Below are 16826 nucleotides of genomic sequence, written 5' to 3' on the forward strand. Positions count from 1 at the left end.
CGTGCGCACCAGAAAGATCTTCCACGCCGTCGACTCCCACACCGAGGGCATGCCCACCCGCGTGATCACCGGCGGCGTCGGGGTGATCCCCGGCGCGACGATGGCCGAACGCCGCGAACACTTCATGGCGAACCTGGACCACCTGCGCACCCTGCTCATGTACGAGCCCCGGGGGCACGCCGCCATGAGCGGCGCCATCCTCCAGCCGCCGACCCGGCCCGACGCCGACTGGGGCGTGCTCTACATCGAGGTCTCCGGCTGCCTGCCGATGTGCGGCCACGGCACGATCGGCGTGGCCACCGTGCTGGTCGAGACCGGCATGGTCGAGGTCGTCGAACCGGTCACCACGATCCGCCTCGACACCCCGGCCGGGCTGGTCACCGCGTCGGTCGCGGTCCGCGACGGGGTGGCCGAGTCGGTCACGATCGAGAACGTGCCGTCGTACGTCCACGCCCTCGCCCAGACGATCAAGGTCGACGGCCTCGGCGAGCTCACCTACGACCTGGCCTACGGCGGGAACTTCTACGCCATCCTGCCGATCGAGGCGGTGGGGCTGCCGTTCGACCGGGCGTACAAGCAGCAGATCCTGGACGCGGGTCTGGCGATCATGGACGTGATCAACCGGGACGAGCCCGTCCACCCTCGGGACCCCGGCATCCACGGCTGCCACCACGTGCAGTTCCTCGCCCCCGGCTCGACCGCCGGGCACTCGCGGCACGCCATGGCGATCCACCCCGGCTGGTTCGACCGCTCGCCCTGCGGGACCGGCACCAGCGCCCGGATGGCGCAGCTCCACGCGCTCGGCGAGCTGCCCCTCGGCGCCGATTTCGTCAACGAGTCGTTCATCGGCACCCGGTTCACCGGACGCCTGGTCGGGGAGTCGGCCGTCGGGGACCGCCCGGCCGTGGTGCCGCACATCACCGGTCGCGCCTGGCTCACCGGCACCGCCCAGTACTTCCTCGATCCCCGCGACCCCTTCCCGCAGGGATTCCTCCTGTGACCAGGCGGTCCCTTACCGGTCCGAACCGGTACGATCACCAGATCCGATGTCACGGATGGGAGTGGAATGGCCACGGGAGCAGAGGGCCTCGGCCTGCCGGTCGTGGGTGAGCGGCAGAGCCTGCGCGAACAGGTCGCGCAAGCCCTCCGCGATGCGCTGGTCGCGGGGGAGATGAGGCCGGGGGTCGTCTACTCCGCGCCGGTGCTCGCCGCCCAGTTCGGCGTCTCGGCGACCCCCGTCCGGGAGGCGATGCTCGACCTGGCGAAAGAGGGCCTGGTCGAGGCGGTGCGCAACAAGGGTTTCCGGGTCACCGAGATGTCCGACTCCGACCTCGACGACATCACCGAGATCCGCCGCCTCATCGAGGTGCCGACGGTCGCCAAGCTGGCCGAGTCGGGGCGTCAGGCCGACTTCGAACGGCTGCGCCCGCTGGCCCGCGAGATCGTCAGCGCCGCCGAACGCGGCGACCTGCTCACCTACGTCAACGCCGACCTGCGCTTCCACGTCGAGCTGCTGGGCCTGGCGGGCAACGCCCACCTGGTCGAGGTGGTCCGCGAGCTGCGCAGCCGGGCCCGCCTCTACGGGCTCAAGAGCCTGGCCGACGCGGGGAAGCTGGTCGACTCGGCCCGCGAGCACACCGAGCTGCTCGACGCCCTGATCAAGGGCGACCGCCGCGCGGCCGAACACGTGATGGGCCACCACATCCAGCACGTGCGCGGCATCTGGGCCGCCAAGCCCGAGTAGCTCAGCCCGTCCCCGAGTCCGAGCGCGCGGCCCCGACCGAGGCCACGACGACGCACCCGATCGCGGCCCACTCGCGCAGGTGCAGGATCTCGCCGAGCACGACGAGCCCCACGAGGGCGGCGACGGCCGGTTCCAGCGACATCAGGATGCCGAACACCCGCTTCGGCATCCTGCGCAGCGCCTCCAGCTCCAGCGAGTAGGGGATCACCGACGACAGCAGCCCGACCCCCAGCCCGATCAGCAGGATCATCGGGTCGAGCAGCCCGGTCCCGCCCGAGACGATCCCGGGAGGCGCGACCACCAGCGTCGAGACGATCATGGCGAACGCGAGCCCGGACGTCCCGGGGAACCGCTGCCCCACCGATGCCGACAGCAGGATGTACCCCGCCCAGCAGACCCCCGCCCCGGCGGCGAAGGCGATGCCGATCCAGTCGGCGTTGGCGGCGTCGCCCCAGGGCGCGAGCAGCGCGATCCCCGTTCCGGCCAGCACCACCCAGAGCACGTCGAGCCGGCGTCGCGAGGCGGCCACGGCCACCCCGAGCGGCCCCAGGAACTCGATGGCCACGGCGATCCCGATCGGCAGCCGGGCCAGCGCCTCGTAGAAGCTGAGGTTCATCACCGCGAGGATCGCCCCGAAGGCGACCCCGATCCCGATGCTCTGCCACGAGAGCCCCCGGACCCGGGGCCTGACGAAGGCCACCAGCACGAGCGTGCCGGCCGCGATCCGCAGGAACACCACGGCGGTCGGGGAGAGCTGCGTGAACAGGTTCTTGGCCAGGCCGGCGCCGATCTGCACCGACACGATGCCCAGCATGACCAGCAGCGGCGGCGGAACGGCGTCGGCGAGCCGCAACGATCCCTTGTACGCGCCCGCGTCTGCGGTCACCCTCGCCACCCCTCACCCGAAATCAGCGGATCTCACTGTAAGGGGCAAACATCAAGATCGCTCATGTTTCCGCTCTGTGAGACGGCGGGGAGGAGCTACTCCCAGCGGAACCAGCGCGCCGCCGCGGCCAGCGCCAGCACGGCCCAGCAGAGCAGCACCAGCGTCGCGCCCACGGGGAACCCGCCCACCCCGGTCAGCGTCGAGCGCAGCCCGTCGGTCAGCGCCGTGATCGGCAGGATCTCCAGCAGCGGCCGGATGCCCTCGGGGAACGCCGAGACGGGCAGCACCACCCCGCCCAGCGCGAGCAGCAGCAGGTAGACCAGGTTGGCCCCGGCCAGCGTCGCCTCGGCGCGCAGGGTGCCCGCCATCAGCAGGCCGAGACCGCTGAAGGCGGCCGTGCCGAGGATCACCAGCAGCGCCACGGTCAGCGGGTCGCCGTGCGGCGACCAGCCCAGCGCCAGCGCGACCAGCACCAGGACCAGGATCTGGAGCAGCTCCACCACGACCACGGCGGCGGTCTTGGCCAGCATCAGCCCGGTCCGCGACAGGGGAGTGGCCCCCAGCCGTTTCAGCACGCCGTAGCGTCGCTCGAAGCCGGTCGCGATCGCCTGGCCGGTGAACGCCGTCGACAGCACCGCCAGCGCCAGCACGCCGGGCGCCACGAAGTCGACGCGCGGGCCGTCGAGGTCGAGGAACGGGGCCTTGGAGAACCCCACCAGCAGCAGGACCGGGATGATGAGCGTCAGCAGGAGCTGCTCGCCGTTGCGCAGGATGGCCCGCACCTCCGCGCCCGCCTGGGCGAGCACCATCTTCGGCAGCGGGGCCGCGCCGGGCGCCGGGGACAGGTCGAGGGTGGTCATCGCAGTTCCCGTCCGGTCAGTTCGAGGAAGACGTCTTCGAGGGTGCGCCGCTCGATGCTGAGGTCTTCGGTCGTGACGCCCTCGGTGGCGCACCACGCCGTCACGGTGGCCAGCAGCGAGGGGTCGACCTGGCCCTCGATGATGTAGTGGCCGGCCGGCGACTCCTTGGCGGCCGAGCCCGGCGGCAGCGCGCTGAGCAGCTCGTCGAGGTTGAGCCCCGGGCGGGCGCGGAAGCGGAGCTGGCGCTCGGCGCCGGTCAGGTCGGCCGGTGAGCCCTCGGAGACCACCCGGCCCCGGTCGATGATGACGACGTGGTCGGAGAGCTTCTCGGCCTCGTCCATGAAATGGGTGGTGAGGACCACCGAGACCCCGGCCGCGCGCAGGTCGCGCACCATGTCCCAGCAGGCGTGGCGGGCCTGCGGGTCGAGCCCGGCCGTCGGCTCGTCGAGGAAGACCAGCTCGGGACGGCCGACCACGGCCGCCGCCAGCCCGAGCCGCTGCTGCTGGCCGCCGGACAGGCGGCGGTAGGGGGTGCGGGCGTGTTCGGCCAGCCCCAGCCGTTCGAGCAGGGCCTGCGGGTCGAGCGGGTGGGCGTGGAACCGGGAGACCAGCCGCAGCCACTCACCGGCGCGGGCCGCCTGGGGCACCCCGCCCGACTGGAGCATGATCCCGATGCGCGGCTTGAGCGCCGGGTCGTCGGGCCGCAGCCCCAGCACGCTGACCAAGCCCGAGTCGAAGGCGCGGAAGCCCTCGCAGATCTCGATCGCGGAGGTCTTCCCGGCGCCGTTGGGCCCGAGGACGGCGGTCACCTCGCCCCGGCGGCAGCGCAGGTCGAGGTGGTCGATCGCGGTGTTCCGGCCGTAGCGCTTGACCAGATCGCGGACCTCGACCGCGGCGGATTCCATGCCTTCGAGTGTAGGGAGTGAGCACCCCGCCTCCGTCCGCGACCGGCCCGGTAAAGGCTTCCTCCGGGAAGGGCCACGCTCCGCGATAGCCGTGTTTATGCATGCAAGGGTGGAATTGTCCCCATGGCTTGATACGCAAGGAGGGTGGCGCATGTCCGAATTCACGGGCTATGCACCCGGCGTGCCGTGTTGGGTGGACGTGTCCACTCCCGACCTCGACGCGTCCACGGACTTCTACACCGAGCTCTTCGGCTGGACGGCGGTCTTCGACGAGAGCGAGGACTACGGCGGTTACGGCAACTTCCATCTCCACGGCAAGGAGGTCGCCGGGATCGGCCCCGTCTACCAGGAGGGCATGCCCGCCGCCTGGAACACCTACATCTGCACCGAGGACGTCGCCAAGACCACCGAGATGGTCCGCAACAGCGGCGGCACGATCGTCGCGGAACCCATGCAGATCATGAACGAGGGCCGGATGGCCGCCTTCATGGACCCCGCCGGGGCCTACATCTGCGCCTGGGAGCCGATCGACAAGATGGGGGCCAGGCTGGCCAACGAGCCCGGCACCCTCAACTGGAGCGAGCTGATCACCCGCGACACCTTCTCGTCCAAGGAGTTCTACGGCGACGTCTTCGGCTGGACCGCCGCCTCCCGCCCCATGGACGACATGGAGTACACGACCTTCGCCGAGAACGGGCACGTGATGGCCGGGATGATGGCCATGCCCGACGCCCTGCCGGTCGACGTGCCGTCGTACTGGCTGGCCTACCTGGGGGTCGACAACCTCGACGCGGCCCTGCTGGAGTCGGCGCGGCTGGGCGCCGCCCAGATGGTGGGGCCGACCGAGGTCCCCGGGATGGGCAACTTCGCGATCATCACCGACCCCGCCGGGGCGACCGTGGGGCTCTGGGAGAGCACCCCCTGAACAGCGGAGAACCGGCCGGGAAGCACCCCGGCCGGTTCTCTTCCGTGCTGTTGAGGACGTGCTGGTTAGAAGGCGATGTCCTGCCAGGTCGAGACCTGGGCGGCGGGCAGCGCGTAGGGGAGGACGGCCATCCGGTCGACGGCGCCGGTCATCCGCTCGCCGCCGCCCTGGTTGGCGGCGAAGATCAGCGGCCGGTTGTTGCAGCCGTAGATGCCGGTCGAACCGGTGTTGCCGCCGCCCGCGCGGACACCGTCGACGTAGACGTCGATGGCGCCGTTGCGGTTGAGGGTGATCACCAGGTCGATGTAGCGGCCGGTGGGCAGCGTCGCGTTGGTCGTGACGCCCTGGCCGGCGCCGATGAGGCGCAGGCGGTTCTCCGGCGTGACGTCCATCAGGACGCCGTCGGTGCCGGGGTTGCCCGAGGGCTGCGAGTCGAACAGGCGGCGGTAGCCGGAGCCGCCGATCTTCACCTCGGCGGCGAACGTGGCCTCACGCAGGTAGCCGAGGGTCGTCGGCTGCTCGGTGCGGACGTAGTTCTGGCCGTCGAGGATCAGGCCGCCGTCGGCGTCGTAGTTCGCCGCGCCGTTGACCACGACGCCGTTGCGGCCGGAGCCCGACTGGTCGGCGACGGTCGTGCCCGATGCCGGGTCCCAGGCGACGATGGCACGGTCGGCCGGGGGAACGGCACACGGGTTCAGGGCGGCGCCGGTGGCGGCGCTGATCGACCAGCCGGAGCCGGCCAGGGTCGCCTGGATGCGGGCCGACGTCGCCCCGGTCGAGGGACCGGCGGTGACGTTGACCGTGATCTCGCGGCTCTCGCCCGCCGGGACCGAGGCGACCGCGGTCGAGGCCGGGTCGGCGGTCCAGCCGGTGGGGAGCTGGAGGGTCAGGGTGCCCGCCGGGGACGCGTTCTGGATCGCGGTGACGGTGGCCTTGACCGGGACGGTCTGACCGGCGCCGATCTCGGCGGGAGCCGACACCGAGAGCTGGATCTCGTTGTAGAGGGTGTACGTGCGGCCCGCCTCGGCGCCGAACGTGAGGGTGTCGCCGGTGCGGATCGCGTCGACCGGGTTGCCCTGGTCGTCGACGAACGAGTAACGGGCGTTGATCGCGCCGGCCCGGACCTTCAGCTCACCGGTGTCGCCGGCCTTGATGACGGCCTTGGTGAGGCTGCTGTTGGCCCACTCGACGTCCACGGTCGCGTTGCCGCGGGCGCGCAGCCCGGAGACCGAGCCGTTCTTCCACACGGCCGGGAGGGCCGGGAGGACGTGGATCGTGTCCTGGTGCGACTGCAGCAGCATCTCGGTGACGCCCGAGGTGGCGCCGAAGTTGCCGTCGATCTGGAACGGCGGGTGGGTGTCGAACAGGTTGTCCAGCGTGGAGGACTTGAGCTGCTCGCTGAGCATCTTGTGCGAGTGGTCGCCGTCGAGCAGGCGCGCCCAGAAGTTGACCTTCCAGGCCTTCGACCAGCCGGTGCCGCCGTCGCCGCGCGCGGTCAGCGAGATCTTGGCGGCCTCGCCCGCGGGGGTGCCGGCCTTGATCGCGTTGCCCGGGTGCACCGCGAACAGGTGCGAGACGTGGCGGTGGTCGTTGTTCGGGTTGTCCAGGTCTTCCTTCCACTCCTGGAGCTGGCCCCAGGAGCCGATGCGGATGCCCGGGTCGAGCTTGGCCAGGGTGTTGGTCAGCTCGGCCTGCAGCGCCGTGTCGACCTTGAGGGTCTTGGCGGCGTTCAGGGTGTTGGTGAGCAGCTCGGTGACGATCTGCTGCGACATCGACGCGCCGGCGGTGAACTGGCCGTTCTCCGGCGAGTACGACGGGGAGACCACGAGCTTGCCGTCACGCGGGTCGGTGTGCAGGAAGTCCAGCCAGAACTCGGCCGCGCCCTTCATCACCGGGTAGGCGGTGCGCTTGAGGTACTTCTCGTCGTTGCTGAAGCGGTAGTGGTCGTACATCTGCTGGGTGGTCCAGGCCGCGGCCTCGGGGAACCAGAACGACTCGGGGTAGTTGTGCAGGCCCGTGAAGCCCCAGGGGTTGGTCTCGTTGTTCACGACCCAGCCGCGCGCGTTGTACATGTCCGTCGCGGTCTTGGTGCCGGGGGCGACCATCGAGGAGATGTAGTCGTCGTACGGCTTGGTGGTCTCGGCGAGGTTGGTCTGCTCGGCGAGCCAGTAGTTCATCTGCAGGTTGATGTTGACGTGGTAGTCGGCGTCCCACGGCGGGTTCGTGACGTTGTTCCACACGCCCTGCAGGTTGGCCGGCAGCGACCCCTCACGCGAGGAGGAGATCAGCAGGTAGCGGCCGTACTGGTAGAACAGGGCCTCCAGGTAGCGGTCCTGCGCCGCCGAGCCGCCCGAGTAGGACGAGCGCAGCACGTTGGTGGGCACACTCGGGGCCTGCTGGCCCAGGTTCAGCTTCACCCGGTCGAACAGCCCGTGGTAGTCGTCGAGGTGGGCCTGCTTGAGGGCCGCGTACGACATCGACGACGCCCAGTTGGCCCAGTGGCGCACGTTGTCGTGCGGGTCCTCGCCACGGTAGGTCGGGTACTGCATCGAGTAGTCGGTGCCGGCCGAGATCACGAACCACGCCGCGTTGGCGTTGGCGACCGTGATGCGGTCGGCCCCGTCGGTCCGCGCGCCGCCCTCGGTGACGACGTTGACCTGCGACTCGAAGTTGAGCCCGTTGTTGGCCAGCTTGCCGCGGATCGTCATGCGCCCCTTGGAGACGCTGACGGTCTTGTCGTTGCGCGGCGAGGTGTGCCGGACCGTGAAGTTGACCTTCCCGGCCGCGTCGGCCGAGATCCGCCCCACGATGACGTTGTTGGGGTAGCTCGCGAAGTACTCACGCTTGTAGGTCACCCCGCCGTCCTTGTACGTGACGGCCGCCACCGCGTCGTTCAGGTTCAGCGACCGCTTGTAGTCGGTCGGGTTCGCCGGCGCGCCCGGGAAGTCCAGGAACATGTCGCCGAACGTCTGGTAGGACCCGAAGTTCGTCTTGCCCTGCCCGAGGCGCTGCGCCACCTGAGCCGGCGTCATCTGCTTGTTCTGGTCGATCAAGGCCTGGACGTCGGCGATCGCGGTGGGCCGCGGCGTCGTCCAGTTGCCGAAGTTGTACCCGTTGGAGCCGGGGCCGCCGGTCCAGAGGGTCTTCTCGTTGAACTGGATCTGCTCGGTGCCGACACCACCGAAGATCATGGCGCCCAGAGCGCCGTTGCCGATCGGGAGCGCCTGCGACTCCCAGTTGGTCGCCGGCTTGTCGTACCAGAGGGTCAAATCGTCCTGCGCGGCGGCGGTCTCCTGGACCTGAGCCGTGGCGGTGCTGCCCTGCAGCACCGGCACGCCCAGAGCCATGACCAGCCCCAGCGCCGTGGCGGCGCCGAGCAGCCGCCGTGGGGGGTGACTCACGGGTGTTCCTTATGGGTCAGGGTTGGTGATCTAACAATGAAATAGCACCGAAACTTGGCCGAAACAAGCTCTGAGATCCGATGAATTTCACCGCAACCAACTTGTGACCCACGCCTCATCGGGTGGTCTAGTCCGATGGATAGGGCCTTTTGATCTTCGAATGACAATCAGTGGGACGGGTGACCGAGAAGAGATCGGATCAATTTCTGACCTGTCGTGTCACAGACATCGGACCTCTGAGTCACCCGGCGAGGAGATCGGAGAGGGTCAAGGCAGCGAGACCGGGGTCGTCGGCGGGGGGAATCCGGTCGAATCCGCTCACATCCGGAACGACGCCGAGGGTGAGGACGTCGTCGACCTGGGCCATGACGGCTCTGGCGACGCGCTTCCTGTCGACGGGGGTGAGGTCGGGCGAATTCCAGGCCAGGGAGACGGCCGCGGTGCGGAGATCCCGGAACACCTGACCGTCCCCGTACTGGAAGAAGGCCTCGGCGGAGCGCCCGATGAGCTCGGTGAGCTCGGGGAACAGCCACGAGCTTCGCTCCGTGCGGCAGTGGAGGCGGATCACCAGGAAGTCCAGCCCCGGGGCGGTCGTCAACCGGTCGCCGGCGAACTCGACCGGGGCGTCGGGGGCGTTGACCACCACGATGCGGCCCGCTCTCAGGGAGCCGTCGGCCATGGTCCAGTTCACGCCGAGCACCGGCTGCTCGCCCAGGTTCCCCAGGATCTGGTCGAGCCCGCGCGACACCCGCCCCGCGATGTCGGCCGCCGTCCTGAGCGGCACGAGCAGATCACCCAGCGACGAGACGACCTGGATGGCCGCGTCGAGCGGACCGTCGGCCGGAACCCGGTACAGACCAGCTTGAACGGTTACGGATCCTCCGTTGTACGGGATCTCCGGTGTGATCAGGCGGTTCAGCGTGATGCCCGGGGCCTTCCAGGTGTCCTGGGGCTGGACCGTGGTGAACTCCAGCGCCGGCGCGCCGGGCCGGGACAGGCAGACGCCGCCGTGGAGGGCCGGGTACTGGTCCTTGGCCCAGTGGCGACGCTGCCCGAGGAGACCCTCGGCGATCGAGACCTGCAGGTAGCCCTCGTAGGGGGACAGGGTGAGACCGCCGGGGTCGGGCACGAAGACGGCGGTGATCCGCTCCGCCTGGGCGTTGAACCAGTTCTCAATGCGGCGCCACATATTCGTCCTTCTTGGTCCTGAGAAAAAGGATCACGTCGGCGGCGGCGGCCCGGTCGCCGCCCGCCTCGAAGATCAGGCCACGGATGGTCCTCTGAAGCCGGAGCAGGTCCTTCGGGCGGGTCCGGCATCCCGCGATCACGCGCCGGACGGCGTCGGAGACCGCGTCGGGCAGGAGCGGCAGGACGAGCACGGCCTCGGCCTTCTGGGCCGCGAAGTCCCGGGCGAGCCCGGTGAACCTCCCACGCTCGGCCTGGCTCAGCTCCCGTGGCCCGCTGTCGACGACCTCCGGCTGGAGCACGACCAGAGACCGGTACCGTGGCGAGAACCGATGCGGCGCGGTGAGCGCGGTCTCCCCGGTGAGCCGCAACCTGACCCCGGCGCTGGTCTGCACAGCCGTGCCCTGAAGATGCACAAGGGGACTGTGGGGATCCTCTTCCGCCGGCACGGTCTCCGGCCGGCCGCCGGGCAGCAGGCCGGGGACGTCCCGGAACGCCATGGACCCGTGGTCCCACATCTCCAGCTCCCACGGTGCCGAGTCGAGGTCGGCGGACACGCGCAGCCGCAGCACCCCGCCCAGCGGAAGGCGCCAGCCGGGCCCCCATCGGACCAACAGGTGCGGCCGGTACTCCGTGACGCGGTGATATCGGGCGTCGGAGCTCACGGAGACGGTCACGGGGCACACCCGGGCCACGAGCCGCTCCACCCGGCCGACGCGGGCGAACGTGTTCCGCTCTTCCGCGGGCCGGATGAGCGGTGCGCCGAAGCGCAGCTCCACGGGGTCCCCGTCGCCGAGGATCACCTCTTCGCCGGGGTGGAAGCGCAGCATTCGGTGGCGGTACCGCCAGGCAGATGGCAGTCGCTCGACGTCCTGGTCCGCCACGTGTGTCTCGGCCGGCGGGGGGCCGGTGGGGGACAGGCGGCGCGCCGCCAGGAGGGCGATGAGCTCCGACTGGCAGGCCTCCACGGGACTGCCCAGCTCACGGAAGAGCCCGGCCGCCTGTGCCAGCCGGGGAATCGCCTCTTCGGGGTCCCGCATGGCCAGGATCTCGGCGTCCGCGACCAGGGCCCTGGCCCGGTTGCCGCGCCCCGGGAGCACCGGACGCGGATGGCCCGGGGGGGCGATGACGAGGTCGGGATCGTGGGCCGCGGCGTACTCCTCGACGGCTCGACCGGCGATGGACCAGGGGATGCCGGGCTCCGCGGCGAGCCGCGGCGCGGGCGGCCAGCCGCCGGCCAGGGAATGACGGTCCTGCGCCTGCCACCAGCCGTACCAGCTCCCCGCCTGGGCCGGTGAGGACGGCTGCTCACCCGTGCACAGGGCCAGGGTGATCCACGCCTCCGCCTGGACCAAGGGGGTGCCCGACCGCGCGAGAGCGGTCGTCTCGGGGAACAGGTCGAGGGAGCGCATGCGCCTGGCCAGCCGGATGAGGGCGATCTGGCACCTCTCCACCGTGTCCGGGTCGTCTCCGGTGGCGACCGCCTCCTCGATCCGGTCGCGCAGCAGGGCCGCGGCCCTTTCCGGCTCTCCCCGGATGCGCCACGCCTCGGCCACCGCCTCGACCAGTGAAGGCGTCACGTGGTGGAGCCACGTGGCCGGGCGGCGGGAGGCGGAGTAGGCGTCGCGGCGGGTGAGCAGGTCGAGGACCTCGGGTTCGGGCGGGCGCTCGCCGTTGCCGGCGGCGACCCGCCAGGCGTGGAGGCGCTCGGTGTCGATGTCGGTGATCGCTTCGGGTGGAAGGTCGCTCCACCGCCGAACCTCGGGTTCTTCGCTCAGCACGTCGCGGAGCAGCAGCAGCCGCGAGGCCAGTCCGGGCGGCGGACGCCAGTCGGTCCATTTGCCGATGCCGTCGCCGGAGTCGTCGGGGTAGGCGCGCACCGCCTCCTCGGAGAGGCCGCGCGCGAGCTCCAGGTCGCCCCTCTGCCAGGCCAGAAGCGCGCGCTGACCGAGGGTCGCGGCCAGGAGGCGCCGGTCCGGGGTCCAGGTCCGCGCGCCGCCGTCGCCGGTGCCGGAGAACCAGGTGCCGTCCGGAGCGACCACGCCGGCGGCCGTGGGCGCGGCCATGACCGATCCCACCCGCTCGCCGTCCCAGCGGACGATGCGCGCGCCCGCGGTGGCGGTGAGGCGGTGGGGCCCGGGGTCGGCGACTCCATAGGGGACGACCGGGCGGTCGGCCACCCCGATCTGGGTGCCGTCGGCCAGGAAGAGGCGCAGCAGGCCGTCCCGCCCGGCGGTGAGAATGCACGTGCCGTCCGGGGACGCGTGCACTCGCACGGCGTGTTCCGGGCCGACGCGCAGGGCCGACAGGATGGTGCGGAGGGTGCCGTCCATGTTCCAGACGCGGACCCGGCCGTCCTTGGCGACGGAGGCGAGCCAGGTGTTCCCGGGGGCGACGCAGAGGTCGGCGATCGGGCTGCGGTTGCCGGGAAGGGCACGCCGGTCGGAACCGCCCCAGGTGTGGCGCGACCCGTCGAGGTTCCACGCGGACACCTCCCCGTTCTGGTGACCGGCCGCGACCCACGGGGCGTCGGGCGCGGCGGCCAGGCAGGTGATGCGGCTGGGGGTGGTCACGGTGGGTGAGACGCCGTCGAGGGCCAGCGTCCGGTCCATGGCGACGACGGGCGAGTCGCCGGCCGGGCTGAGGGCGACGGCGTCGATGCCGCGCGGGTACGCTCCGCGCCACTGCGCGGAGAGGCCGTCGACGACATGCCAGGAGGTCAGCAGGCGCGAGCCGTGCGCCGCGGCGAGCCGGTCTCCCCGGGGTGTCATCGCGAAGTGCGTGATCGGCCCCAGCCCTTCGGCGAACGTGCCCTCTCCGCTCGCCGCCGCGACGTCCTCGTCGCGGAGCTCCTCCCAGGCGCCCCACGTCAGGTAGCCGTCCAGGGCGGCGACGATCGAGCCCGACGGCGCCTCACCCCGGCCCGCGATCTCGGGTAACCGTTCGCCGAGGCCGACCTGATGACCGCACGCCGCCAATCCCAGGAACGCCCGGTCGGCCAGGATCCTGGCCGCACGCGGGTCCGGATGGCGGTGCGCGTGGGCCTCCACTTGGGACCAGAGGCCGGCCACGCCGCCGCCTCCGGTGTGGATGCGGGCGGCGGCCTGGGTGGCGAAGACCGCGCCCAGGATGGTTCCGGGCGCCTCCGCCGCCACCCGGGCGGCCACCTGCCCGGCCCACGCCCACGCGTTCTCGCGGGCCACCCGCTCTTCGAGGAGCTGCCACGACGCCCCCGGATCGGCGCTCAGCCGCACGGCCGCGATCACCGTCGCGGCGGAGACCTCGGTCAGGGACGGGGCGGCGTCGATCACGTCGGCCGCGTCCTGGCCGAGCCGCCGGGTGTTGACCGGGAAACGGGCCGAGGCGACGCGGCGGACGCGGTCGCGCAGATGGTCCTCGATCTCCAGGATCTCCGGGCGGCCGGTCTCGTCCAGGCCCGCCACCCGCATCCACTCCTGGGCGGCCAGCCCGAGGAAGACCGCCTCCGGGTCGAGGTTCAGGCGGGTCAGCGCGGGCCGGACCAGCGGCAGGTCGAACCGGCCCAGCTCGGCGGCCACTGCGAGCGCCCGGTTCACCCCCTGGTCGCCCAGGCGGCCGATGAGGCGGCGTTCCACGTAGGGGTCTCCGGGGGCGGCCAGCAGCTCGGCCGGGTCCAGAGTGGGATCGCTCAGCGCCCATTCCGCGTAAGCGGACAGGTCGAAGGGGTTCACCCGGTCCCCGGCCGACGCCCGCGCCAGGACCGCCGGGACCAGGGGCTCGGGCACCTCGCGGAAGGCCAGGTACTCTTCGGCCTCCTCCGGCGTGAAGCCGCTGATCAGGTGGACGGCCACGAAGTCCTTCCGCGACAGTTCCGGGCCCGCGTAGGGCGTGCCGTCGGGCGGGGGGACGAGCCGGCGGCGTCCGGCGAGCAGCGCCCGCACCGACGGGGCCCGGCGGTGCACCTGTTCGAGGAGGTTCCAGGTCGTCTCGATGGCCGGGGCCGGGGAGCCGGGCGGGTGGAGTTTGGCCAGTTCCTCGCAGGTGTCCAGGACGAGGAGCACATACGGCGCGCCCAGCGATTCGACGAAGGACGCGAACGCGGCGGCCATGCCCTCGATGAGCGGCCGCTCCCGCCCGGTCAGGCGGACGCCGCGCGAGGACTCCTCGTGCAGTTCGCCGGCCGCGTCGAGGAACCGCCGGTAGCGGCCCTCCACCTCGCGCGTGACCCCGAAGCCCAGCAGCTCCCCGGCCAGCGCCAGCAGCACCTCGCCGGGCCGGGCCTCCGGATAGCGAGGGTCCAGGTGGTCGAAGTCGACCCGGGCCACCGGGATCTCCGGCAGGCCCCGTTCGGCGGCGAACCGCCCTCCGGCCAGGTAGCGGACCAGCATGGTCTTCCCGGCCCCGCCCGCACCGAGCAGGTGCAGGGCCCATCGGGGCGCGCCGGGGGACAGCAGGGTCTCCACGGCCGACTCGAACTCGGCGCGGTTGCGGTAGTGGCGCAGGAACCGGGCGTCCTCGGCCTCCCTCATGGCGCGGTCGACCCGCCGGCGGGCCCGGCGGGCGCTGCCTTCGAGCGGTCCTCCGAGCACCTCGCCGAGCAGCTGCGCCGTGGCCACGAGCCGGGAGGCCGCGCCGACGTTCGCCGCGGCGGCCACGGCGTTCAGCAAGCTCAGGCCCGAGGCGTCGGCCCGGTGCACGGTGACCACGGCGCGCCATTCGTCGAGGCCGGGCACCTGGCTCGTCCAGCCGAGCATGCGTTCCAGCTCGCGCTCCACCAGGGTTCCGTGTTCGCGGCGGAGGAACTCCCCGACCTCCCGCCGGCGGCTGGACCGCAGCCAGGAGGACCGCTCGCCGCTCAGCAGGGTCCGGGACTCCGTCAGGCCCGCGTCCTCCAGGGCCTGGATCATGTCCTCGGGCAGCAGGGCCAGTCCCGGCGTCCACTCGGGCAGCAGGGCGATCCTGGCCAGGAGCTCGGGCGGGAACCGCCTCAGCTCCTCCGCCGACCGCCGGGCGAGGGCGGCCTCGAGCTCCGCCGGGGTCATGGTTCGTACCGGAGGCCGTGGAGGCGCGCGTAGGCGTGCCAGGCCTCGGAGTCGTTGTGGCTGTGGAAGACCTGGAGCGCGGCCAGGGCGTGGACCATGCGGTAGAGGTCGGTCTTGATCAGCCCGGGGCGGCCCTTCATCAGGCGGCGGAAGCTCTCCTTGAGCTCGTCGGGGTCGCGGCCGGGCGGGGCGTAGTAGGTGCGGCGATAGGCCTGGTCGGGGTGCCACTCCTGGAGCAGCACCCACTGGAAGCCCAGGGCGGCCTCCTCGTCGGAGAAGGGCTCCAGTTCGAGGAACGCGCACCACGGCATCCCGGACTTCTCCTCCCGGAAGTTGCGCAACGGGTAGCAGGCGCTCAGCTCGGCCGTGACGATCACCGGCGCCGGACGCCCGGGGGTGCCCAGACCGGCCGGGGTCAGCAGGTCGAGCAGGCCCTTGTCCCGTTCGGTCCAGCCCAGCGCGTCGACCCACAGGTGCAGGGCCTCGGCCAGGACGGCCACCCGGGTGTGCTCGCCGAACGGCGGCCCGAGGGACTGGGCCGCGGCCGCCAGGTCCGCGAGGTCGGCGGCGAGCAGGGAGTCGATCTGGCCGGGGCTCAGGACCTCGCCGGCCGCCGCGAAGCGCTCGACCCCCGACTTGAGGGCCTGCCGGGCGCGGACGGGATCGGCCAGGTCGACCGGGTCGAGGCAGCGCATCTCGGTCACCGGCAGGCCCAGGCGCTCACCGGCCCTGATCGCGTGGATGAGGATCTCGGCCACCACCTGCCGCAGGCTGTGCGGGGCCGCGCGCTCGTTGTCGAAGGGCGCGAGCAGCAGGGGCACATGGCCCGACTGGAACAGGCGCAGGCCGATCTCCCGGAGCAGGCGGGTGCCGCCGATGTTCTCGAAGGGGCCGCCGCTGGTGATGCCCAGCAGGGTGCGTTCGCTGCCGGGCGCCAGCACCTCGTCGAGGGCGTCGAAAATGGCGGTCCGGCCCACATAGGCGGGCGCTTCGAGGAGTTCGAGGCGTCCGGCCAGCCCGGAGATCCGCCGGACCTCGGCCAGGTCGACGGCCTGGAAGTCCTCCGGCAGGTCGTCGGTGACGTAGAGCGCCGGGAGGGCCCAGTCGGACCCGGCCGCCGACGCGGCCTGCCGGCCGTGGGCGACGGCCACGGCCACCGATTCGCCGTGGAGGAGGGCGTCGACGCAGCGGCGGGAGAACAGCCGGCACGCGTACTCGGTGATCTCGCCGCCCATCGCGACGACCACCGGGACGCCCGCGCGTAAGAGCGCCTCCACCGGTCCCGCCGTCACCGCGGAGTGGCAGATGCTCAGCACCACCGCGAGCGGCGGCCGGGCGCCCGAGGTCAGCGCCGGGGCGAGCCGGTCGGCGGGCACGAACTCGCCGCCCAGACCGATCCACAGCCCGCCGTCGGCGTCGAGGCGGCCGTGGGCGACCAGGTGGACCACGTCGGGGGAGAAGGAGGCGCACCGGTCGCTCAGCCGCCGGAGCGTAACGGCCTCCGCCACCCGGGTCTGGGCCAGGCCCTGGGCGTCGCAGTCGCGGAGCGTGCCGAGGAACATGGCCCCGGGCCTGATCACCGGGTCGGTCAGCTCGGCGCCGCTCGCGAACAGGACCTTCGGCACGTCGCGCACCGGTTCACGGAACCCCCGCACCCCCAGCCGCCGGGAGATCGCCAGCAGGGGGATGCCGTCGGCGCGCATCGCCTCCCAGCTGTGGCCTTGCAGCTCGGGTGGCAGCTCCAAGGTGAGTTCCAGGGCGCGGAAGCGGCGCAGCGCCCGCCAGGCCGGTCCGAGAAGGGCGTCGAAGAGGTCGCCTCGCAGGGACCCCAGAGGGTACGGCCCCGCCAGCACGCTCCCCTCATGGAAGAGCGTCACAGAGCCGCCTTCCACGGTGACG

Annotated in this window: 10 protein-coding genes; 3 read left to right on the forward strand and 7 right to left on the reverse strand. The window is 72.0% G+C overall.

Annotated elements, in window-relative coordinates; genetic code table 11:
- Nucleotide 1 precedes the first annotated feature (1 nt).
- Nucleotides 2-1000, forward strand: coding sequence for a proline racemase family protein (locus AW270_RS08270; RefSeq protein ID WP_061292480.1), 999 nt, complete (start codon nt 2-4; stop codon nt 998-1000).
- A gap of 66 nt (nt 1001-1066) precedes the next feature.
- Entirely contained in the window at nt 1067-1744 is a 678-nt protein-coding gene (locus tag AW270_RS08275; protein ID WP_061292483.1) for a GntR family transcriptional regulator, read from the forward strand.
- 1 nt (nt 1745) lies between these two features.
- Here AW270_RS08275 and AW270_RS08280 read toward each other — a convergent pair whose 3' ends face one another.
- The 3 genes from AW270_RS08280 to AW270_RS08290 form a co-directional block, all read right to left on the reverse strand.
- Nucleotides 1746-2630: an EamA family transporter gene (locus AW270_RS08280; RefSeq protein WP_245674622.1), complete on the reverse strand. Its 885-nt coding sequence runs from the start codon at nt 2628-2630 to the stop codon at nt 1746-1748.
- Between the two features lie 95 nt (nt 2631-2725).
- Nucleotides 2726-3490 (reverse strand): ABC transporter permease, encoded by a 765-nt coding sequence (locus AW270_RS08285; RefSeq protein ID WP_061292487.1) that lies wholly within the window; start codon nt 3488-3490, stop codon nt 2726-2728.
- Nucleotides 3487-4395: an ABC transporter ATP-binding protein gene (locus AW270_RS08290; RefSeq protein WP_061292490.1), complete on the reverse strand. Its 909-nt coding sequence runs from the start codon at nt 4393-4395 to the stop codon at nt 3487-3489. The genes AW270_RS08285 and AW270_RS08290 overlap by 4 nt, the downstream gene beginning before the upstream one ends.
- A 181-nt stretch (nt 4396-4576) precedes the next feature.
- Here AW270_RS08290 and AW270_RS08295 point away from each other — a divergent pair, with 181 nt between their 5' ends.
- Complete coding sequence (locus AW270_RS08295; RefSeq protein ID WP_169807276.1) at nt 4577-5320, forward strand: VOC family protein; 744 nt, start codon at nt 4577-4579, stop codon at nt 5318-5320.
- Nucleotides 5321-5385: 65 nt separating this feature from the next.
- Here AW270_RS08295 and AW270_RS08300 read toward each other — a convergent pair whose 3' ends face one another.
- The 4 genes from AW270_RS08300 to AW270_RS08315 all read right to left on the reverse strand — a co-directional run bounded on the left by AW270_RS08300 (nt 5386) and on the right by AW270_RS08315 (nt 16804).
- Nucleotides 5386-8721: a glycosyl hydrolase family 95 catalytic domain-containing protein gene (locus AW270_RS08300; RefSeq protein WP_063819144.1), complete on the reverse strand. Its 3336-nt coding sequence runs from the start codon at nt 8719-8721 to the stop codon at nt 5386-5388.
- Between the two features lie 241 nt (nt 8722-8962).
- Nucleotides 8963-9910 carry a hypothetical protein gene (locus AW270_RS08305; RefSeq protein ID WP_061292494.1) on the reverse strand — a complete coding sequence of 316 codons (948 nt, stop codon included), beginning with the start codon at nt 9908-9910 and terminating at the stop codon, nt 8963-8965.
- A complete protein-coding gene (locus AW270_RS08310) occupies nt 9894-14927 on the reverse strand; it encodes a WD40 repeat domain-containing protein (protein WP_061292496.1) in 5034 nt (1677 codons plus the stop codon). The genes AW270_RS08305 and AW270_RS08310 overlap by 17 nt, the downstream gene beginning before the upstream one ends.
- On the reverse strand, nt 14924-16804 hold the full coding sequence (locus AW270_RS08315) for a CHAT domain-containing protein (protein ID WP_169807277.1): 1881 nt from the start codon (nt 16802-16804) through the stop codon (nt 14924-14926). The genes AW270_RS08310 and AW270_RS08315 overlap by 4 nt, the downstream gene beginning before the upstream one ends.
- Nucleotides 16805-16826: the final 22 nt, after the last annotated feature.

The organism is Herbidospora cretacea (genome assembly GCF_001570605.1).
Lineage (GTDB): Bacteria > Actinomycetota > Actinomycetes > Streptosporangiales > Streptosporangiaceae > Herbidospora > Herbidospora cretacea.